The following is a 19,283-nucleotide window of genomic DNA, read 5'->3' on the forward strand; positions in this document are numbered from 1 at the left end:
GGATGCACCCACACATCAGACGTTCCGCGCTGGTCGCCTCGGCGGTCACCGCGGCGCTGGTCGCCGGCGGCACGACCGTCCAGGCGGCCGGCGACCCGTACGGCCACACCGCCACCGCGACGGCCTTCGCCCCGAACCCGGTGCAGCAGCTCGGCGACCAGAGCCTGACCGACGCCAAGGACGCCGACTACCCGGCGCTGGCCGGGGCGTACCGGTCGGTGCTGCTGACCAACCTGGACGGCTCGGGGACTCTCACCGGGAAGTACGTCGTGGTCAAGAGCAAGACCGGCACCCCGGCCCGGGCCGTCGACGGCGGCTACCCGGCGTGGCACCGCGACGCCGACCAGTTCGAGCAGGTCATGGGCTACCACTGGGTGAACACCGCGCAGGCGTACCTGCAGTCGCTCGGCTTCGGCAGCACATTGCGGCCGGTCAACCAGCGGCAGATCGAGCTGCGCATCGACCAGTTCGGCGGCGACAACTCGTTCTTCCGCGAGGACAAGGCCAACATCACCCTGGGCAAGGGCGGCGTCGACGACGCCGAGGACGCCGAGGTGATCGTCCACGAGTACGGCCACTCGGTGCAGGACGGTCAGGTGCCCGGCTTCGGTACCAACCTGGAGTCCGGCGCGATCGGCGAGGCCTTCGGCGACTACCTGGCGGTCGCGGTGACCAGCTGGGCCACCGGCACGCCGACGAAGACCCCGGAGGCCTGCGTGGCCGACTGGGACTCCGTCTCCTACACCCGCACCGCGCCGCACTGCCTGCGGCGCCTCGACGGCACCAAGGTCTACCCCCAGGACATGCGGGGCGAGGTGCACGCCGACGGCGAGATCTGGTCCCGCGCGCTGTGGGACATCCGGTCCGCGCTGGGTGACCGCATGGCCACCACGCTGATCGTGGAGGCGCAGTTCGACTTCGCCCCGGACACCTCGTTCCGGGACGCGGCGCAGGCCACCGTGGCCGCCGCGGGGCGGCTCTACGGGTCGAAGGTCGCGTCGGCGACCCAGGCCGCGTTCGTCGCCCGCGGCCTCCTCTGACCGGCGGCGCCGTCCCGGCCGGACACCGGCCGGGACGGCGCTCACCGCAGCGACGACCGGGCCACCGGAAAGTCGAAGTACGTCTTCGGGTACGGCTCGGCGGTGAAGCGGTAGTGCCACCATTCCCGCGGATAGTTCTCGAACCCCTGAGCGGTCATCAACCGCCGCAGCAGCTCCCGGTTCGCCCGGGCGGCCCCAGTGACCTGGGGGTCGGCGGTGTGCGCGAGCGGGTCGAAGCAGTCGAACCCGGTGCCCATGTCGACCGAGTTGTCGGGGAAGCGTCGCCCCGCCGGCGTGGTGCAGGCCACCAGCGGCTGCCCGGGCACATATCCGGGCTGGGCGGGCGGCGGCACGGGGACCAGGGTCAGATCCAGCGTGCTGCCCCGGCTGTGCGCGGTCGGCGCGCCGATGTACCCCTCGGCGAAGAGCTTCGTCTTGGCCACGTCCGGATAGAACTCCGCCTTCATCTGCTGCTCCCCCGGCCGCTTCGCCCAGGCCACGAAGTCGTCGACGGCGCGCTGGGGGCGGTAGCAGTCGTACACCTTCAGGCTGCGACCCCCGGCGAGCGCAGCGGCCTGCACCCGGTGCAGCGCCTCCGCCGCCGGGCGGGTGAGCAGACAGAGCGGTTCCGGGTAGCCGGCGATCGGACGGCCGACGAAGTTGTGCGCGGTGGCGTACCGGATGTCGATGTTGATGCTCGCGTCGACGTCGGAGAGCGCCACGAAGTCCGCCGGGGCTCGGGGGCCGGCGACGGTCGGAGACGGCGTCGGTGCAGGCGGGCTTGGCGCGGGCCGCTGACAGCCGGCGGTGGCCGCCGCTGCGGCGAGCACCGCCACCAGGCGCCGACCGACGGCACGCCGGGCGGCCCGGTACGGCCGTCTCCCGCTGCTCACGCTGCCCTGTCTACCGGACGGGCGGAAGCGGCGACGGGCCAACGCGCACACCGGCGCGGCCGGGCCGGCGCCCGGACCCGTCGACGGGTCGACCGGCACCGCGGCGGATGACCGGCGCTACCAGCCCTGACCGGTACCCGAGCGGGCCCGGACGGCGTGCCGGCGGCGCCGCGTGATCAGCACGGCTCCGCCCGCCACCAGCACCGCGCCGACCCCGACGAGCGGCCCGGTGCGGGGCCAGGGCGCTGAGCCGCCGGCCGCGGCGCCGTGCAGCCGGGCGCCACCCGCGAGGGCCGACGGCGGCACCGCGTCGGTCGGCGACGGGCTGGCGGAGGTCAGCTCGCCGGGGCGGACCAGCCGGCCGACGGCGGCGTCCCTCGACAGCCCGAAGCCCCAGTCGAGCAGGGCCGCGCCCTGCTGCCACCCCCGCTGGGTGGGGATCTCCGCGCCGAGGAGGGTCACCTCGAGCCGCCGGCCGTTGCGCTCGGCCGCGCCGACGTAGGTGTGCCGGGCGAGGTCGGTGAACCCGGTCTTGCCGCCCAGCGCGCCGCGATATTGGTACAGGAGTTGGTTGTCGTTCTGGATCTGGAAGGGCTTCTCGCGCAGGGCCGGCTGCCCGGGGATCTCGGCGGTCCGGGTCGCCGTGTACCGGCGGAAGGCCGGGTCGGCGAAGCAGGCCCGGAAGATCAGCGCCAGGTCGTACGCGCTGGTGAACTGGCCCGGGCCGTCCAGGCCCGACGGGGTGGCCGCGTGGGTCTGCAGGGCGCCGAGCCGCCGCGCCTCCTCGTTCATCGCCCGGATCCCGCCGGCCTGGCCGTCCGCGCCGCCGCCGAGTCGGGCCAGCGCGTTGGCCGCCTCGTTACCGGACTTGAGCAGCAGGCCCAGCCAGATCGTCTCGATCCGGTACCGGCCGCCCTCGGCCAGGCCGACCGCGGAGCTGCCCGGCTCGATGGCCAGGTCCTCCGCCGTCATGGTGGCCTCCCGCTGCGGGTCCAGCCGGGGCAGCATCGTGGCGGCCAGCAGCAGCTTCTGCACGCTGGCCGGGACCCCGAACTCGTGCGGGCCGCAGCCTCCCAGCACCGCGCCGCTGTCCAGGTCGGCGACCAGCCACGACCTGGCCGTCACCGCGGGCGGTGCGGGCACGGACGGCGGCACCACCAGGCCGGCGGTGGCGAGCTCGGCCCCGCCGACGGCGCGGGATGCGGGATCCGCCGGCGGTGGTGGCTGCGGCGGCCGGGTCGCCGGGGCGGGCACGTTCGGGCATGGCGGCGCCATGCGAGCCGGGGCACGGTTGCGGATGCCCGGGCCGCCGGTGACGGCGGCCGTGGCAGCGCGGACCGCGGCCGGGGAAGCACTGGCGGCCGTCGGTACGCCGACGGCGGGCAGCAGCACGGCGGTGAGCGCCGCGAGCGGCAGAGCCCAAGCTCTCATGCTCAGCGACGGTAGCCACGGCTGCCCGATCGGGGTGCCGGTCGCCGGATCCCGACCGTCACGGGCTCCGGAACGCTAGGCTGCGCCCGGACCGAGGCCACCCGCGACGCCTGCGGGACGCCGGTCGGGCCGGCGTCACCGGGCGGCGGCGCGCGACGAACTGCCGGCCAGCCACACGCCCACCGTGATCGCGCCGGCCGCCACCACGACGAGCGGGATCCGCGGGCCGCTCAGCGAGAGCGCCTCCCGGAACGCGGTCACCCCGATCACCACGCCGGTCACCGGCTCGCTCAGGGTCAGCGCGGTCAGCGGCGCCGCGATGCGCCCGCTCTGGAACGCGCTCTGGTTCACCTGCACGCCGACGAGGGCGACCAGGACCAGCGCCGCGAGACGCGGATCGAGCAGCAGCGCCGGCAGGTCGCCCTGGAACCGCGTCGCCACCGCCTTCAGCAGGGCCGCGGCCACGCCGTAGAGCACGCCGGTCGCGACGCCGAGCAGCGTGCCGCGGGTCGCGCCGGTGGTCGACCGGGCGGCGGCCAGGCAGACCGCCACCGTGCCGCCGGCGCCGGCCGCGACCCACCACCACGCGGTCGAACCCGGGTCCGCGACCCCGGCCCGCGGGTCGACGGTGACCAGGAAGGCGGCCAGGCCGCCCGTGCCGACGACGGTCGCCCCGAGATCCCGGCGCCGCACCGGCTGCCGGCTCCAGGCGGCCTCGATCAGGATCGCCATGAACAGCCCGCTGGCCAGCAGCGGCTGCACCACGGTCAGCGGGCCGAAGCGCAGGGCCACCGCCTGGGACAGCGCGCCGGCCGTACCGGGGACCCAGCCGAGCTGCCACATCCGGGTCCGCACCAGCCGGAGCAGCAGCCGAGGGTCCAGTGCGCGCCGCGGCGGCTGCCGCTTCGCCGCCCGCTGGTGGATCGTCGTGGACAGGGCGAAGAAGAAGGCCGCGGCGAGAGCGGCCGCCACCGCGAGAATCACCGCGCGGGTTCCCGGTGCTCGGCGAGCGGACCCACCGTCCAACCCTGGCGGCGGCACTCGTCGAGCAGACGCGGCAGGGCGGCCAGGCCGGCCCGCCAGGCGCCGGGCACGGCGGATTTGGAGGAGTCGTGCAGCAGGACGGTGCCGCCGGCGGAGAGCCCGCGGCGTACGGTGTCGAACACCGATTCCGGGGTGGCCGTCCGGGTCCAGTCCCGCCCCCAGCAGCTCCAGAGCACCGGTTCCAGCCGCAGCCGACGGGCGGCCAGCAGGGCGGCGCCGGTCAGCACCCCGTACGGCGGGCGGAAGAACCGGGGCGTACGGCCGGTCACCGTGTCGATCAGCGTTCGCGCCCGGGCCAGGTCCCGGACCGTGGCCACCGGCCCCCGCAGCAGCAGGTTGTCGTGCTCCCAACCGTGCACCGCCACCTCGTGACCGCCGGCCACGACCTCCCGGCCGAGGTCCGGCGCCCGCTGGAGCATCGCGCCCAGCAGGAAGAAGGTGGCCCGGACCCGGTGTCCGGCCAGCACCTCCAGGAACCGCGGGGTCGACTCCGGGTCGGGACCGTCGTCGAAGGTCAGCGCGATCCGGTCCGGCGGGCCGGCACCCCGGAGGCCGGGGAACCGCGCCCGGACGGCCGGCAGGGCGGTGACGGCCGGCGCCACCTGCAGCGCCGGCAGCATCACCGCACCGGCGACCAGCCCGGCCCGCCCGCGGCTCACCGGGGGCCGCCGGACGACTGGAGCAGCGCCGCGACCACGGCCACCGCGTCGCCCAGCGAGTCGGCGAAGGAGCGGCGCGACCGGTCGTCCGCGCCGGCGACCCCGGTCCCGGGGGCGGCGTCGGCGACGGCCTCGGCGACGAGACCGGCCGGGTCGATTCGGGGTGCCGGCCCGGCGCGGGCGGACCGGCTGGCCGTCGAGTCCTCCCCGGCGGCGAGGGCGTCCAGGGTCGGACGCAGCTGCGCGGACGTGGGGACCCACCGGGTGAGACCGGACCGGGCCAGGATCGAGGCGTTCGCCCGTCCGTGCCCCGGGATCGGCCGGTAGGTCACCACCGGCACCCCGCAGGCGAGCGCCTCCTGGCAGGTCAGCCCGCCCGCGTTCTCCACCACCACGTCCACCGCCCGCATCAGCGTCGGCATGTCGTCGACCCAGCCGAACACGTGGTCGCAGCTCTGCCGCAGCCGGTCGTACAGCGCCTCGTTGCGGCCGCAGACCACCACCGGCCGTACGCAGCCGGCGCCGGCGACCTCCGCCACCGTGGTCTCCACGTCACCGGCGCCCCAGGCGCCGGCCACGATCAGCGCGAGTCGGCCGTGCGGCGGGAGGCCGAACCGCTCGCGGGCCTGCTGGCGGCTTGTCGCAGAGGGGGCGGAGAAGGCGCCCGCGACCAGCGGCTGCACCACCGTGACGTCGATGCCGTCGCCGGCCCCGGCGGGTTGCACCTCGGCGTGCCGGACCGCGCAGTAGACGTCCACCCCGGGTGAGAGCCAGGTGGGATGGACCACGAAGTCGGTCACGTAGGTGATGACCGGGACGACGAGCCGTCCCTGCCGGCGCAGCGGCCCGAGGAGCTGGTTCGCGAAGGGATAGGTCGTCACCACCGCCCGGGTGTCCGGGGGGATCGCCCGGCGCATCCGGCGACGGACCGGACGAAGCAGCGCCCGGAGCACCGAAACGGACAGCCGGGACCGGCTGGTGACGGCGAAGATCACCTCGTAGCCCCACGGCATCCACCGCAGGATGCCCCGGTACGCCTCACGGAAGGCCCAGTGCACCGGGCGCGGCAGCACCTCCAGCAGGTTGAGCCGGTCCACCACGAAGCCCCGGCCGCGCAGGCGCCGCGCCAGCTCGGCGGCCGCCGTGTCGTGGCCGGCACCGACGTCGGCGGAGACCACGACGATCCGGCCCGGGCCCTCCATGCCGCGGCGCATACCCCCCGCCGGGGGTTCCACTCCGTCGGGGGTTCCACTCCGCCGCGTGCGGCCGCTCAGACGGCGTGTCGGCGGACCAGGACCCGCAACGCCACGTAGCCGGGCAGCACCGGCAGCCAGAAGGTGGCCAGCCGGTAGACCAGGACCCCGGCCACCGCCGTGTCCACCCCGATTCCGTACAGCAGCAGGCCGGAGACCAGCGCCGCCTCGGTGGCGCCCAGCCCGCCGGGGGTCGGGGCGGCGGACGACACCCCCTCCCCGACGACGCAGACGAGCACCACCGGCGCGACGAGCGCGGGGTCGAACGGCAGGCCGACGGCGAGGAGCGCCAGATACAGCGCGGCGCCGTAGGCGAGGGTCAGCGCTACGCTCGCCGCCAGCAGCCGGGTGATCCGGCCGCTGCGGGCCAGCGCGCGTACGGCCTGCGCCGCCTGGCGGCGGGCCGCGTCGACCCGTGCGCGCAGCCGGGGTACGGCCAGTGCCGCGGCGGCGAGCAGCAGCACCGCCAGCACGGTCAGCGACACGGCCAGGCCCCGCCCGGTGGCGGCGTTCACCAGATGCCGGCGCGAGCCATGGGCGAACGGCAGCAGGACGGGCAGCAGCAGGCCGACGGAGACGATGCCCGAGACCCGGTCCACGGCGACGGCGGTGGCCGCAGCCGGGACCGGCAGGCCCTGCTGGCGCAGGTAGCGGACGCTCAGCGCGGCGCCACCGAGGGCGCCCGGGGCGAGCCGGTTGACGAAGGACGCGGCCACCTGCACCGCGACCGTCCGGCCGAGCGGCACCCGGCCGGCGGCGGCCAGCCGCAGCACCACCGCGCTCAGCAGGTAGGTGGCGGCCGAGGCGAGCAGGACGCCGGCCACGGCCAGCGGGTCGGCGTGCAGCACGGCGTGCAACGCGGCCCGCACCTGGCCGAGCTGGGGCAGCAGGAAGTGCACCAGCAGGCCGAGCATGACCAGCAGGAACACGTCCCGACGGGTGATCCGGACGACCCGGGCCAGCCGGTCCTGCCGGTCGGGGCACTGGCGGGCGATCTCGTCGTGCAGGTCCTCCAGCAGGCCGGGGTGGGCGTCGGCCAGGGCCCGGCCGGCCCGGGACAGCAGCGCTGGTTGCAGCCAGCGCAGCGTGTCGGCGACCGGATCGGCGCCGAGCTGCCGGGTCGCGGCGTCGACGGTCGGCCGCACGCCGGCCAGCGCGGCCAGCGTGACCAGGAGTTCCACCAGGTCGCGGGCCTGTTGGTCGGCCGAGGCGCCCTCGGCGCCGAAGCCGAGGTCGACCAGCCAGGCCGAGGTGTCGGCGACCAGCACGTTGGCCGCCCGCAGGTCCCGGTGAGCCAGGCCGGCCCGGTGCAGCCGGGCCACCTGCCGGCAGACCTCGTCGAGGACGTCCGGCCCGAGTTCGGCCGGGTCCAGCGCGTCGAGCGGCCGCCCGGGCACGAACTCCAGGACCAGCAGGGCGTCGCCCACCGCGTCGGTGGCGGTGGTGACCAGTCGCGGGGTACGCACCCCGGCCCGCTCGGCGAGCAGCAGCAGGTACGCCTCGTGCTCGTTCTTCTGCTTCGCCGTCACGTACGGCGGCTCGTCGGCGATGTCCCGGTAGCGCAGCCGGCGGTAGAGCTTGTAGAGCCAGTCCGCGTCCCGCTGGCGGCCACCGGTGACCTTCACGAAGAGGCGTCGCCCGTCGGTGGCGGTGACCTGCCAGGGGCGGGAGCCTCGGGCGTCCCCGCGGACCGGCGTCAGCTCGGCCACCTCGACACCTCGGCCGAGGAGGACCTGCCGGAGCCGCCCGGCCGAGTCGCCGGGGCCCACGTCCCCGACGATCAGCCGGGTGAGGCTGGCGGCGAACCAGCCGACCAGGAACCCGCCCAGCACGTCGACCGGCAGGTGGGCGCCGACGTAGATCCGGGCGGTCCCGACCGCGGCCACGGCGAGCCAGACCAGGCTACGCAGCCGAGCGGGCAGGGCGGGGGCGAGCACCACGGCGAGCGCGGTCACCACCGACACGTGCCCGGAGGGATACCCGAACCGCCCGGTGATCGTGTCGTGGAACCGGATGTCGGCCAGGAACGCGGCCGGTCGCTCCCGGGCGACCAGGGCCTTGCAGAGGACGGCCGACCAGTACGCGAGGTTGCCGGCGATCAGCAGGTCCCGGGCCAGGCCGATCCGCCGGGCCGCGAACGCCCCGGCCGCCGCCACCAGCACCGCCGGGTACGCGCCGAGCTGCATGACCAGCACCAGGGCCGGCCCGACCGGCCCCGGGATCTGGTTGACCAGCGCGAAGAGGTCCCGTTCCCAGCGGCCGGGCGGCCGGTTCCGGACCCAGAGGCTGACCACGGCGAGCAGCCCGCCGGAGACCGTCAGGCTGAACACCAGCGCCGGCGACGGCCGGCGGGCCCCGGGCATCCCCGGCCCTAGCGGACGTCCGGCCGGCGCGGGCCACCGGTACGCGGGGCCGGCTCCGGCTGCGACATCGTCCGGGCGGCTGCCGCGCTGTCCCGCATGAGTCGACCATAGGGCGACCCCGGGGCGCGACGGGCCGCAACAGGGCCGATTCGTCCCTACCTCGCGGGCCGACGCGGCCCGGGGCGCGGGCTACGCGCGGCGGCGGCCGGTCGGGCGGGGACGGCGGCGCGCCACCAGCACCGCCACCAGCACTCCGACGACGGTGGCGGCGCCACCGGCGACCGACCCGATGACCCGCCAGTCCCCCTCGGCCATCCGGTGCACGGCGGTCGCGGCGGGGCCGCGCCATGGGGCGGTCCCGGCCGGCCGGGCAGCCGGGGACCCGGTCGGGGCGGCCTCCGCCACGTCGAGTTCGCCCGGGTCGACCAGCCGGCCGACCGAGGCGTCCCGGGGCAGCGAGAAGCCCCAGTCGAGCAGTTGGGCACCCTGCTGCCAGCCGCGTACCGGCCGGGCCTCCGCGCCGAGCAGGGTGACCACCAGTCGCCGGCCGTTGCGCTGGGCGGCGCCGACGTAGCTGTGCCGGGCCAGCTCGGTGAAGCCGGTCTTGCCGCCGAGCGCGCCCGGGTACCGGTAGATCAGCTGGTTCTCGTTCTGGATCTGGAACCCGCCTTTCTTCAGCCCGGGCTGGGCCGGGATCTGGGTCCGCTCGGTGAGCGTGTACCGGCGGAACAGCGGGTTGGCGAAGCAGGCCCGGGCGATCAGGGCGAGGTCGTACGCGCTGGTGAACTGCCCCTTGCCGTCCAGGCCGGAGGGGGTGACCGCGTGGGTCTGCCGGGCGCCCAGCCGGCGGGCCTCCTCGTTCATCGCGCGGACCCCGCCGGTCACGCCCTCGGTGCCACCGCCGAGCCGGGCCAGCACGTTCGCCGCCTCGTTGCCGGAGTTGAGCAGCAGCCCCAGCCAGACCGTCTCCACGGGGTACCGGCCGCCGGCGAGCAGGCCGACGGCGGAGCTGCCCGAAGCGATGTCGAGGTCGCCCCGGGTCACGGTGACCAGCTGCTTCGGGTCGAGCTTCGGCATCATGGTGGCCGCCAGCAGCAGCTTCTGCGTGCTGGCCGGGGTGCCGTACTCGTGCGGGCCGCAGGCGCCCAGCACCGCGCCGGTGTCCAGGTCGGCGACCAGCCACGACGTCGCGGTGACCGGCGGCGGCGCCGGCGCGCCGGCCGGCGCGACCAGTCCCGGCGTGTCGAGCTGTTCGCCACCGACCACCCGGTCCGGCGGCACGGCGGGCGGGGGCACCGGCCGGGGCGGCCGGGACACCTTCGGGGCCGGCGCCTTCGGGCAGGGCAGCGGCGCGCGGGCGGCCCGCGCGGCCTGGGTCGTCGCGGCCTCGGCCGGCACGGCCGGCCCGACGGTCAGGAGTACGGCGGCGGCGGTGGCGGCCAGGACCCGAGCTCTCATGACCACGCAGACTAACCCGCAAGATCGCTTGGCTGCGGCCGGCCCGGCCGGGCGTTCCCGGACAATTCATACGATCGCCGGACACGGCGGGCCGGTCACCCGAGCTGGCCGGACCGGCGGTAGGCCCGGCGATGACGGAGCCGGCGCACGCCCAGCACGCCGAGCACCGACACCCCAGGGCGACGCCGAACTGTCCCAGCGGCCACCAGAGCGCGAGCAGCCACCGCCCCGCACCCTCCACCCGCGTCGGTGACGGGCCGCCGAAGGAGTCCAGCAGGTCCGCCGGCACGGCTACCGCGGCGACCCGAACCACCGGCGCAGCGCTCCGGCCAGCCCGTCGGCCGTGTCGCCGGCCCAGGCCAGGTGGCCATCCGGACGGACCAGCAGTGCCGTCGCGTCCGGGCCACCCCGGGCGGGCACGACGTCGACCCGGTCGCGCCACCCGGCCGTCACCGCCGCCGCGCCGTCGACCAGCTCCACCACCACCGGGCGGGCGGCTCGGATCCGGTCCAGGACGGCGGCCCGCCCCCGCGCGAGGGTGGGTAGCAGGTCTGGCAGCCACGCACCGGTCGCCGGGTGGGGATCCGGTTGGCCCATGTCGTACGGCTGGTCGGCGCCCGCCAGCAGGGCGGCCACGTCCCGCCGGGTGTGTTCCTGCCGCAGCAGCTCCGCGAGCAGCTCGCGGACGGCGGTCACGTCGTCCCCGGGGGCGAGGAGCGCGAGCTGCGCGCGGGACTGGAGCGCGACCCGTCGGCCGACCGGCGCCCGTTCCGCCTGGTACGTGTCGAGCAGGCCGGGCGGCGCCCAGCCGCGCACCTCGGCGGCGAGCTTCCAGCCGAGGTTCAGCGCGTCCTGCAGCCCGAGGTTGAGTCCGGGACCGCCGACCGCGGGGTGCACGTGCGCGGCGTCGCCCAGCAGCAGGACGCGTCCGGCCCGGTAGCTGGCGGCCTGCCGGAGGTTGACGCCCGACAGCCGGCGCAGCAGCGGCGCCGCCCCGGTCGGGGGGCCCAGCGAAAGCGTCACGTCGAGCACCCGGTCGACCGCGTCGCGCAGATCGGCGAAGGTGACCGGCGCGTCGTCCGGCCGTGGGCCGGTCCATTCCATGGCGGCGACCAGGTGCGCCGCGCCGGTGTCGCCGAGCCGGGCGAAGGTGAACACCCCGCCGGGAAGCCTGTGGTGGGCGAACGGCCAGAGCCGCCGGCCGTCGGGCAGCGCCAGGGTGCCGTCCGGGCCGAGCCGGTCGGCGGGGATGACGGCGTGCCCCAGGTGGGAGACGAACCGGTCGTCGGCGCCGCCCCGGAAGTCGATGCCGGCATGCTTGCGGACCAGGCTGTGGCCACCGTCCGCGCCGACCAGCCAGCGGGTCCGCAGCCGCTGGTCGCCGTCCGGTGCGCGGACGGTGATCACGACCCCGTCGTCGCCCTGCGCGAACCCGATCACCTCGTGTCCGTACCGGATCTCCGCGCCGAGGGCGCGGGCGCGTTCGGCCAGCACCTGCTGGATCCGGGCCTGGGGCACGGGCAGCGCGAAGAGCGGGTTGTCGGCCACTCCGGAGAGGTCGAGCGGCAGGCCGCCGTACTGGAACCAGGGCGTCGGTGCCGGCGGTCCGGGTCGCCCGGCCAGGGGCTCGTAGAGGCCGCGCAGGTCCATCGCCTGGACCACCCGACCCATCAGGCCGTTCGCGCGCGGCTCGCCGCCGAGCCCGGGGCTGCGTTCGAGCAGCAGCACGGGCACGCCGGCCAGTCGCAGTTCGCAGGCGAGCAGCAGCCCGTTCGGGCCCGCTCCGACGATCACCACATCGAGGGTCATTCCGGTCCTCCTCCGGACGGCGTTGTCAGTCTGGCCTGACAACCGCGCTCGGCGTCAGTCTGGATTGACAAACTCAAGCTTGTCAATCCAGACTGACAGGCATGGAGGAGACCGAGCTCGGCGTGCGGCTGCGCTCGCACGATCCGGCCGTCGGGCTGCGCGCGGTCGGCGCGCTGCACCGCTTGGCCGAACAGGTCGAGGCGGCGGCCGTGGCGCGCGCCCGTCAGGACGGCTGGTCCTGGGAGCAGATCGGGGACGCGCTCGGCGTGTCCCGCCAGTCGGTGCACAGCAAGCACGGGAAGTGAGGCCGAGATGTTCGAACACGTCGCCGCCGACGCGCGGATGGCCGTGACCGCCGCCCTAGAGGAGGCCCGGCATCGGGGCGACCGCCGCATCGGCACCGAGCACCTGCTCCTCGGGGTGCTGCACGCCCGCGAACTCGACCCGCTGGGCACGCTCGGCCTGGATCTGACCCGGGCCCGGGCGGCCCTGGACGCGCTGGACCTCGCCGCCCTCGCCGCGGTCGGCATCGACGTACGCGGCGTCGAGCGGGCACCCGTGCCGCTGTCCCCCAAGCGGACGCCGTTCACCTCCGCGGCGCGAACCACCCTTCGGCGGGCCGTCGGCGTGGCCCGCCAGCAGGGCGGCCGGCGGATCAGGCCGGCGCACCTGTTGCTGGCCATCCTGGAGTGCGCGCCGCCCGACCCGGCCGCCGAGGTGTTCCGCGAGCTGGCCGTGGACCGCGCCGCGGTCCGTACCCGACTGCGACCGCACGCGGCCTGACCCGCGACCGCTGCCGACCCAGGCGGTCAGAGCAGCGTCGCTCCGCGTTCGGCAAGGTAGTCGTGCAGGGCGGCCGACGCGCGCAGCCGGCGCAGGCTGCGCCGATGCAGCTCCTGCTCGCGCCGGGCCAGCCGGACGAGCCGACCACCGGGCTGCACCTGGCCGACGTGGACCAACTGCTCGCGCTGCTGGACCGGCTGGTCGACGCCGGCAACACGGTGATCGTCATCGAGCACCACCAGGCGGTGATGGCGCACGCCGACTGGATCGTGGACCTGGGACCGGGTGCCGGTCACGACGGCGGGCGGGTGGTCTCCACCGGCACCCCCGCCGACCTGGTCGCGCACGGCGACGCCGTCACCGGGCCGCCACCTGCGCGCGCACGTCGGGGGCTGAGCGAGCGGGTGGTCACCCCAGCCGGCGCAACCAGCGCCGCTGCCAGGGAGTCTCCACCGCCCGGGGGTGGTACCGGGCGCGGACCCACTCCAGCGCCCGGTCGGCCGGCAGTCCGTCGAGGACGGCGAGGGCGGCCAGTGCCGTCCCGGTCCGGCCGACACCGCCCCGGCAGGTCACCTCGACCCGTTCACCGGCGTACGCCCGGAGCCGGGCCTCGTGCAGCGCGTCCAGCGCGTCCTCGCGATCCAGCGGAAGCCAGAAGTCGGGCCAGCGGATCCGCCGGTGCGGCCAGGCGGGGAGCGGGCCGGGGGCGAGCAGCAGGGCGAAGTCGGCGGGCGAGGTGGTGTCGGCGATCCGCCGTCCGCGCACCACTGCCCCGCCGGGCAGCGTCACCAGCCCAGTCCGATCCACCCAGGACTTCTCCGCCCACATCGTCCCATTGTGCCGACACGACGGCCAGCGCGCGACGGTGCTGCCGTCGCTGCGCCGGGCCGTGCCGACCGTGAGCGCCATGATGATGCGGGAAAGCCGCATGGGGATTCTCTCCTACTGATCACAGCTTGGCGCGGTAGCAACTTGGGTGTTCCATGGGGTGACAGTGGGGGTTAGTTGCAGCTCGATCGTGCCCGCGCTGGGCTTCCCGGTGAGCAGCGTGACGTCGAGGGTCCGGGTCGCCCCGGGCTTCACCTCGACCGTCGCGACCGTCACCTGCCGCCGGCGGTCGGTCCCGCTGCCCAATGCGGCGACCTTGCCGTCGAGCCGGCCGCCGAGCACCGCCCCGCCGGCCGGGCTGTACACCGACACGAAGGTGCGGGCGGTGTACGGATCGCCGGCGAGGGCCAGACCGGTGACCGAGTCGGACAGGCCCGATCTCGGCGCGGTCGAGTGCACGGCGACCCGGAGCCGGAGTTCCCGGCGGCCGTCGGAATGGCAGTCGCCGACCGTCAGGTTCGCCGAGAACCGCAGGTAGTAGCCGAGCTTCGCGCCGCTGCCGTCGTTGAGGAAGACGCCAACCGTCGGCACGACGTCCTTCTCGGGGAGCGTCCCGGTCAACCGGCTGTCACCCAGGACACGCTGCTCCTCCGGATGGACACTCCAGAACAACATCCGGCGTTCCTCCACAGAACGATCAAAAGCCGTCAACAGTGCCCGCACGTCGACGTTCTTGGTGAGGAACGCGTCGAAGACCGCCGCCGCGGCGGCGGCGAAGTAGGCGTCCTGCTCCCTGGTGCCCAGATCCCGGTAGGCATCGCTGAGCAGGGTGCGGACGACGGTGTCGCCGACCAGGGGCGGGCTGCCGGGCACCGCGACCGGACCGGTCGCCTTGAGCAGATAGGAGAGCACCACCGGATCGACCGCCAGGACACCGTCCACGGTGGTCCCGGTCCGCCGACGCACCATCTCGAGGTACAGCGCGGCGGCCTTGGGGAAGTCCGGCCCGAGGTTGACGTCCGCCGGATACCTCCCCGGCAGGTCGTTCCAGAGCCGGCGCAGCTCCGGGTCGACCCGCAGCGGAGGGTTGAAGCGGGTCAGCTCCGCGCTGGTGCCCTGCCGGGCCAGCGCGACCCGGCCGTTCTCGGCCCGGATCACCGCGTAGGCACCGAACGTGCCGCCGGTCGCCCGCAGCTCGGCGGGGTTCTGCGACACCAGGAGATAGCGTCGGGGTCCGTCGGCGCCGAGCAGTGGCGGGAGCACGCGGGCGGCCTGGTCGGCGGCGCCGGTCAGGTCGGCCAGCCGGTCGATCGCCGCGCGCACGCTGGACAGGGCGTCCTGGAGCTGCGCGAAGAGGTCGCCGGTGGGCACCGCCGCCAGCCGGGTGCTGGTCTCCTTCACCGCCCTGTCGGCTCCGGAGAGCTCGGCCGAGACCGATCGGAGGCGGGCCAGGTCGAGGCGCCCCGTGCGGGGCACCAGGCTGGTGAGGTCGGTCCGGAGCAGGTTCGGGAGCGCCCGCCGGGCGAGGTCGTCGATCGCGACCGCGATCTGGCGTACCGCGCCCAGGTCGTCGCCGGCGTACGGCGAATGCTGGCCGAGCCACCAGCCCGGATCACCGGTCGCCCTCCGGGCCGCGCCGGCCTGCTCCTGGAGGGCGGCGAGGGTGCGCTGGGCGCGGGCGGCGTCCCCACCTTCCACGTCCACGCTGAGCTGACGCGCCAGGCCGGCCGCGTTGAGCAGGTGGGCGCGGGCCTGCCAACCGCGGAAACCGATCCACCCGCCGGTCAGCACGACCAGCGAGAGGACCACCAGCCCGGCGAGGAGCACGCGCCGGACCCGAGCCCGGGTGCGCCGTCGGGACCTGCTCCGGCGACTCGGCACACCACTATGCGTCACACCGCTCTCCACTCCGAAAAACGGATAGACACCCCCATTGGCCGTTTTCTAGCACTAACGACCAGGTCCGGTGGTGTTATTCGACCTTTTACGCCTTCAAGCCCTTATGCGGATTTCGTTCGGAGCGGCCGCCGGCCGGCGCCGCGCCGGCCGCCGCGTCGTGGAGCATCTGCTCGATCCGGTCGACCCCGGCCCGCAGCGACATCTCCCGCAGGTAGGCCTCGCGTCCCCGGCGGCCCATGTCGGCGCGGGCCGGTGGCGGGATGGCGGAGGCCAGCCAGAACCGGTCGGCCAGCGCGGCCCAGTCCTCAGGCGGGCAGGAGAGCCCGGCCCGGGCCCGTTCCACCAGCTCGACGGTGTCACCGCCGGCCGAGGCGACCACGGGCGAGGCGCAGGAGAGGGCCGCCTGCAGCTTCCCGGGCACCATGCCGCGCAGCTCCGGCAGGTCCCGCAGCATCACCAGCTGGTAGTCCGCCGCCGCGTACAGCTCCGGCATGTCGACCGGTGAGCGCCGCTCGACGAAGCGGACGTTCTCCGCCCGGAGCTCGGCGGCGAGCCCCCGCACCCGCCGCTCCTCCGCGCCCGAGCCGACCAGGACCAGGTCCATCCGGTCCTCCAGCGCCGCCGCCGCGCGCACCGCGGTCTCCAGACCCTGCCGTACGCCGATCGTGCCGGCGTGCATCACCACGCACCGGCCGTCCCGGCGGATCAGCCGGCGGGCGGCCCGGCTCGGCTCGGTCGGGTGGAAGATCCGTTCGTCGGTCCAGTTGAGCACGTTCCGCACCCGGGCCGGGTCGGCGCCGACGTCGGAGACCAGGTCGCGCATCGACGGTGCGCTGACCGCGATGCCGTCGACCTCCGAGTAGAGCCGGCGCAGCGTGGCGCCGACCCGACCCGACCAGCGTCGGGTGTCGGCGCCGCGGGACGGGTCCTCCTCGGGCCAGACGTCCTGCACGTGCAGCACGGTCGGCACCCGGCCGAGCAGCCGGAGCAGGCCGGCGGCGGCGAAGGTGACCGCCGGAAGCTGGAAGACGTACAGGGCGTCGACGTCGCCGAGGTAGCGCCGGCCGGTGAGCGCGACGCTGCCGGCGAAGGACAGCCAGCTGGCCATCCGCGCCCGCGTGGACCCGTCGCCCCCGGCGTACCGGGGCACCCGGCGGACCGTCAGCCGCTCGCTGCGCGTCTGGTGTCGCCAGCGCTGCCGCCAGCCCGGATAGACATGCCCGCCGGGGTAGTCCGGGAAGCCGGTCAGGACGCGGACCTCGTGCCCGCGGGCGGCCAGCTCCTCCGCCAGGCTGCCGGGGATGAACGCCGGCTCCGGCGGGAAGTGGTACGACAGGATGCCGATCTTCATGCGCCTGCCCCCGGCGCGGCGGCCCGGCGGCGGGCCGCCGGAACCCCGTACGATGCCGGCAACCCCTCTGCGTCCGGCCGCGACCGCCGGGGCACCGCCGTCGCGGCGATCCGTCCCGCGACCACGCCGACGAGAGGGGTGCAGATGGTCGACGGGGTGCTCTTCGTCTGCCACGCCAACATGTGCCGGTCACCGATGGCGGAGTACATCGCGCGTCGGCTGCTCGCCGCGCACCCGGTCACGGTGGCCAGCGCGGGCACCGACGCCGTCGACGGGGCGCCCATGCATCCGTACGCGATCGACGTCGCGGCCGGGACCGGCGCCGACCCCACCGGTTTCCGCACCCGGAAGCTGCGCCCGGAACACCTGACGAGGGCCACGGTGGTGCTGACCGCGACCCGGCGCCAACGCTCGCTCTGCACGGCGCTGGCCCCGGGGGTGCTGCACCGGACCTTCACCCTCCGCCAGTTCGCCCGGCTGGCCGCCGCGGCGGAACCGCTGAAGGACCCGGCCGGCCGACCGCTGCGGGCGGCGGTCGAGGCGGCGGCCCGCGCCCGGGGGCGGCTGCAACCCGCCGCCCCCGACGCGGACGATCTGCGTGACCCGATCGGTGGTACGCCGACGGACTTCCGGCGCTGCGCCGAGGAGATCGAGCAGTCGATCAGACCCGTGCTGGCGCTCATCGGGACAGCCGGGTGAGTTCCTGAGTCGGATCGCTGACCCGGCCCGCCCCGAGGCGCTCGCCGCGCCGGGCGGCGGGCGCCCGGTCGGCGGGCCCGGACGGCGCGGGCGGCACGGTCACCCGGTACGCCTCGTACTGGTAGGCGTCCGCCTTCGGCACCTTCGCCATGTTCAGCACGCAGCCGAGCAGCCGGACCGAGACCGAGTGCAGCGACCGGGCGGCGGCCGCCACCTGGCGGCGCGACGTCCGGCCCTGCTGGGTGATCAGTAGGGCGCCGTCGGCCTGCACCGCCACCACCACCCCGTCGGTGACGGCCAGCAGCGGCGCGGTGTCGATGAGCACGATGTCCGCGGACTCCCGCAGGGCGAGCAGCAGGTCCGCCATCGCCTTGGAGCCGAGCAGCTCGCTCGGGTTGGGCGGCGCGGACCCGCTGGGGAGCACCAGCAGGGACTTGTCGCCCCAGCGCTGGACGACGTCGCCGACCTGGACGTCGCCGACGAGGACGTCGGTGAGGCCGACGCCGCCGTCGAGACCGAGATAGTCGGCGACCTTGGGCAAGCGCAGGTCGGCGTCGATGAGCAGCACCCGCCAGCCCGCCTCGGCCAGCGCGATGGCCGTGTTGCAGGCCATGGTGGTCTTGCCCTCGCCCTGGAGGGCGCTGGTGACCGCGATGACCCGGGCCGGCTCGTGCACGTCGACGAAGCGCAGGTTGGTGCGGAGCTTGCGGACCGCCTCCGCGCGCGCCGAGTTCGCCGCCTCGCCGACGATCAGCGGGGCGTTCCGGGCGCCGCTCTCGAACGGGATCTCTCCCAGCAGCGGGCTGCCGGTCACCCGCTGGAGCGCGGCGGCGTCCCGCATCCGCACGTCGGCCAGCCCGCGGAGCACGGCGAGTGCCATGCCGAGCAGCAGGCCGAGCACGCCACCCAGGACCAGGTTGCGCACCGGCTGGGGGGAGACCGGGCTGTAGCTGACCCGGGGTCCGTTGACCACCTCCAGCTTGATCGTGGCGGCCTTGGCGTCCGGCGGCGTCTCGACCTTCTGGACCAGCTCCACGAACTTGGCCGAGAGGGTCTCGGTGATCTTCAGCGCGCGGGTCTGGTCGGTGTCGGTGACCGTGGCCTTCAGCAGCACCGTGCCCGCCTCGGTGGAGGTGGTGACCCGCCGCTGCACCTGGTCGGCGGTGAGACCGACCTGGTTCTCGGCCACCACGCTCTGCGCCAGCCGGTCACTGGTGAGCAGGTCGGCGTACGACTTCACGCGCTGCTGAAGGAAGAGCCCGCCCTGGTAGGCGTCGGTGACGCCCTGGCTGGGCGTGGTGACGAAGAAGGTCACCGAGGCCACGTACCGGGGCGGGGTGCGGACCGTGACGAGGGCGGCCGTGCCCAGCGCCGCCATCAGGGTGACCAGCACGATCCACCAGTGGCGGCGGATCAGGCGCAGGTAGCTGCGTACGTCCATCACAACCTCCCTCGCGTCGGGTCAGTTATACGGTCAGACTGCACGAAAGCCCCCTAAAACGCCCAGTACACATGACAGGATCCAAAACACTCATCCTTCTCAGTGAACGACTCAACGAATGTAGACGATCAGACCGACACACAAGCCCCGAATCCCCCCATTCCCGGATCAGACGCAGAGGGCAGACCATGGATCGCGAAGCCACCACCGCCGAAGCAGCCGCAGCACCCGCCCCGGGCACCCACCGCGCGGCCACCCCGTCTCTGTTAACGCTGGACACCGCCGCCTGGTGCGCCGGTTTTCTGGGCCGCCTGGACGGGCTTCGAATTTCG

At 75.3% G+C, this 19,283-nt stretch carries 16 protein-coding genes and 1 pseudogene; 5 read left to right on the top strand and 12 right to left on the bottom strand.

Annotated elements, in window-relative coordinates; all coding sequences use genetic code 11:
* Positions 1–2 precede the first annotated feature (2 nt).
* Positions 3–1,040, top strand: a complete 1,038-nt coding sequence (locus SLP03_RS23740) for a M4 family metallopeptidase (protein WP_319462833.1) — start codon at positions 3–5, stop codon at positions 1,038–1,040.
* 41 nt (positions 1,041–1,081) lie between these two features.
* Here SLP03_RS23740 and SLP03_RS23745 read toward each other — a convergent pair whose 3' ends face one another.
* The 8 genes from SLP03_RS23745 to SLP03_RS23780 all read right to left on the bottom strand — a co-directional run bounded on the left by SLP03_RS23745 (position 1,082) and on the right by SLP03_RS23780 (position 11,950).
* On the bottom strand, positions 1,082–1,933 hold the full coding sequence (locus SLP03_RS23745) for a M15 family metallopeptidase (protein ID WP_319462834.1): 852 nt from the start codon (positions 1,931–1,933) through the stop codon (positions 1,082–1,084).
* Positions 1,934–2,050: 117 nt separating this feature from the next.
* Positions 2,051–3,364, bottom strand: coding sequence for a D-alanyl-D-alanine carboxypeptidase (locus SLP03_RS23750; RefSeq protein WP_319462835.1), 1,314 nt, complete (start codon positions 3,362–3,364; stop codon positions 2,051–2,053).
* A 135-nt stretch (positions 3,365–3,499) separates the two neighbouring features.
* Positions 3,500–4,348: a DMT family transporter gene (locus tag SLP03_RS23755; protein WP_319462836.1), complete on the bottom strand. Its 849-nt coding sequence runs from the start codon at positions 4,346–4,348 to the stop codon at positions 3,500–3,502.
* Positions 4,345–5,067: a polysaccharide deacetylase family protein gene (locus SLP03_RS23760; RefSeq protein WP_319462837.1), complete on the bottom strand. Its 723-nt coding sequence runs from the start codon at positions 5,065–5,067 to the stop codon at positions 4,345–4,347. The genes SLP03_RS23755 and SLP03_RS23760 overlap by 4 nt, the downstream gene beginning before the upstream one ends.
* Complete coding sequence (locus SLP03_RS23765) at positions 5,064–6,269, bottom strand: MGDG synthase family glycosyltransferase (RefSeq protein WP_319462838.1); 1,206 nt, start codon at positions 6,267–6,269, stop codon at positions 5,064–5,066. Before SLP03_RS23765 ends, SLP03_RS23760 begins: the two co-directional genes overlap by 4 nt.
* A gap of 68 nt (positions 6,270–6,337) precedes the next feature.
* Positions 6,338–8,683, bottom strand: coding sequence for a flippase-like domain-containing protein (locus SLP03_RS23770; RefSeq protein ID WP_319462839.1), 2,346 nt, complete (start codon positions 8,681–8,683; stop codon positions 6,338–6,340).
* A gap of 189 nt (positions 8,684–8,872) precedes the next feature.
* Positions 8,873–10,141: a serine hydrolase gene (locus tag SLP03_RS23775; RefSeq protein ID WP_319462840.1), complete on the bottom strand. Its 1,269-nt coding sequence runs from the start codon at positions 10,139–10,141 to the stop codon at positions 8,873–8,875.
* Between the two features lie 291 nt (positions 10,142–10,432).
* Positions 10,433–11,950, bottom strand: coding sequence for an FAD-dependent monooxygenase (locus SLP03_RS23780; RefSeq protein ID WP_319462841.1), 1,518 nt, complete (start codon positions 11,948–11,950; stop codon positions 10,433–10,435).
* Between the two features lie 101 nt (positions 11,951–12,051).
* Here SLP03_RS23780 and SLP03_RS23785 point away from each other — a divergent pair, with 101 nt between their 5' ends.
* The 3 genes and pseudogenes from SLP03_RS23785 to SLP03_RS23795 all read left to right on the top strand — a co-directional run.
* Complete coding sequence (locus SLP03_RS23785) at positions 12,052–12,255, top strand: helix-turn-helix domain-containing protein (protein WP_319462842.1); 204 nt, start codon at positions 12,052–12,054, stop codon at positions 12,253–12,255.
* A gap of 7 nt (positions 12,256–12,262) precedes the next feature.
* Entirely contained in the window at positions 12,263–12,733 is a 471-nt protein-coding gene (locus SLP03_RS23790; RefSeq protein ID WP_319462843.1) for a Clp protease N-terminal domain-containing protein, read from the top strand.
* A 131-nt stretch (positions 12,734–12,864) separates the two neighbouring features.
* Positions 12,865–13,129, top strand: a pseudogene (locus tag SLP03_RS23795) (excinuclease ABC subunit UvrA); the annotation flags it as partial.
* Between the two features lie 12 nt (positions 13,130–13,141).
* On the opposite strand, the gene SLP03_RS23800 reads toward SLP03_RS23795, so the two are convergent.
* From SLP03_RS23800 to SLP03_RS23810, 3 genes are all read right to left on the bottom strand, one after another.
* Positions 13,142–13,561, bottom strand: a complete 420-nt coding sequence (locus tag SLP03_RS23800) for a protein-tyrosine phosphatase family protein (RefSeq protein WP_319462859.1) — start codon at positions 13,559–13,561, stop codon at positions 13,142–13,144.
* Positions 13,562–13,675: 114 nt separating this feature from the next.
* Positions 13,676–15,388: a DUF4012 domain-containing protein gene (locus SLP03_RS23805; RefSeq protein ID WP_319462844.1), complete on the bottom strand. Its 1,713-nt coding sequence runs from the start codon at positions 15,386–15,388 to the stop codon at positions 13,676–13,678.
* A gap of 157 nt (positions 15,389–15,545) precedes the next feature.
* Positions 15,546–16,811, bottom strand: a complete 1,266-nt coding sequence (locus tag SLP03_RS23810; RefSeq protein ID WP_319462845.1) for a glycosyltransferase family 4 protein — start codon at positions 16,809–16,811, stop codon at positions 15,546–15,548.
* A 144-nt stretch (positions 16,812–16,955) separates the two neighbouring features.
* Here SLP03_RS23810 and SLP03_RS23815 point away from each other — a divergent pair, with 144 nt between their 5' ends.
* A complete protein-coding gene (locus SLP03_RS23815) occupies positions 16,956–17,510 on the top strand; it encodes a low molecular weight phosphatase family protein (protein ID WP_319462860.1) in 555 nt (184 codons plus the stop codon).
* Here SLP03_RS23815 and SLP03_RS23820 read toward each other — a convergent pair.
* Positions 17,491–18,951 carry a polysaccharide biosynthesis tyrosine autokinase gene (locus tag SLP03_RS23820; protein WP_319462846.1) on the bottom strand — a complete coding sequence of 487 codons (1,461 nt, stop codon included), beginning with the start codon at positions 18,949–18,951 and terminating at the stop codon, positions 17,491–17,493. The two genes, SLP03_RS23815 and SLP03_RS23820, sit on opposite strands and share 20 nt — an antisense overlap.
* Between the last annotated feature and the right edge of the window lie 332 nt (positions 18,952–19,283).

The organism is Micromonospora sp. RTP1Z1 (genome assembly GCF_033804685.1).
Lineage (GTDB): Bacteria > Actinomycetota > Actinomycetes > Mycobacteriales > Micromonosporaceae > Micromonospora.

What these genes read in the sequence shown, in the direction of transcription:
- SLP03_RS23790 (WP_319462843.1), top strand. Translation starts at nt 12,263, where the DNA reads ATGTTCGAACACGTCGCCGCCGACGCGCGGATGGCCGTGACCGCCGCC.
- SLP03_RS23740 (WP_319462833.1), top strand. Translation starts at nt 3, where the DNA reads ATGCACCCACACATCAGACGTTCCGCGCTGGTCGCCTCGGCGGTCACC.
- SLP03_RS23820 (WP_319462846.1), bottom strand. Translation starts at nt 18,951, where the DNA reads ATGGACGTACGCAGCTACCTGCGCCTGATCCGCCGCCACTGGTGGATC.
- SLP03_RS23775 (WP_319462840.1), bottom strand. Translation starts at nt 10,141, where the DNA reads ATGAGAGCTCGGGTCCTGGCCGCCACCGCCGCCGCCGTACTCCTGACC.
- SLP03_RS23785 (WP_319462842.1), top strand. Translation starts at nt 12,052, where the DNA reads ATGGAGGAGACCGAGCTCGGCGTGCGGCTGCGCTCGCACGATCCGGCC.
- SLP03_RS23780 (WP_319462841.1), bottom strand. Translation starts at nt 11,950, where the DNA reads ATGACCCTCGATGTGGTGATCGTCGGAGCGGGCCCGAACGGGCTGCTG.
- SLP03_RS23815 (WP_319462860.1), top strand. Translation starts at nt 16,956, where the DNA reads ATGGTCGACGGGGTGCTCTTCGTCTGCCACGCCAACATGTGCCGGTCA.
- SLP03_RS23750 (WP_319462835.1), bottom strand. Translation starts at nt 3,364, where the DNA reads ATGAGAGCTTGGGCTCTGCCGCTCGCGGCGCTCACCGCCGTGCTGCTG.
- SLP03_RS23765 (WP_319462838.1), bottom strand. Translation starts at nt 6,269, where the DNA reads ATGGAGGGCCCGGGCCGGATCGTCGTGGTCTCCGCCGACGTCGGTGCC.
- SLP03_RS23770 (WP_319462839.1), bottom strand. Translation starts at nt 8,683, where the DNA reads ATGCCCGGGGCCCGCCGGCCGTCGCCGGCGCTGGTGTTCAGCCTGACG.
- SLP03_RS23800 (WP_319462859.1), bottom strand. Translation starts at nt 13,561, where the DNA reads ATGTGGGCGGAGAAGTCCTGGGTGGATCGGACTGGGCTGGTGACGCTG.
- SLP03_RS23810 (WP_319462845.1), bottom strand. Translation starts at nt 16,811, where the DNA reads ATGAAGATCGGCATCCTGTCGTACCACTTCCCGCCGGAGCCGGCGTTC.